Here is a 506-nt window from a genome sequence, read left to right on the forward strand (position 1 = left end):
GTCCGACCTGCGCATCGCTGGCGAAACCTACGACCTCACCGGCAACGCCCAGATCGACGCGCAAGACGGCGCCATCGACATCACCACCGACCTCGCCGCCGCCGCCCGCGATCTCAGCGTCTTCTCCGGCATCGCAGGCCGCTCGCTGGGCGGAGCCATCACCGCCGATGTCGCGGGCACCCTCTCGCCCATCGCAGGCACGTTGAACGTCGCGCTGGCCGGGGAAACCCAGAACATCACCGTCAACCAACCCGAAGCCGACCGCCTGCTGGCAGGCACTGCCACGCTAGAGGCCACCATCCGCCGCACCACCGCCGGCACCTTCCTCGACGCCCTGCGCATCGACGGCGACGCCGCCCAGATCCGCGCCTCGGCGCAACTGGCCGGCGACGACAGCCGCGCCACCGCCGACCTGACGCTGATCGACACCGGCGTGATCGCCGAAGACCTCGAAGGCCCCGCGCAACTGAATGTCACCGCAGCCCAAACCGGTCCGATCTGGGATA

At 69.8% G+C, this 506-nt stretch carries 1 protein-coding gene; it reads left to right on the top strand.

Annotated elements, in window-relative coordinates; translation table 11 throughout:
* A partial coding sequence (locus AAFU51_18985; protein ID MEO1573319.1) for a hypothetical protein occupies nucleotides 1-506 on the top strand: 506 nt, incomplete at both ends.

Source organism: Bacteroidota bacterium, from assembly GCA_039821555.1.
GTDB lineage: Bacteria > Bacteroidota > Rhodothermia > Rhodothermales > Rubricoccaceae > JBCBEX01.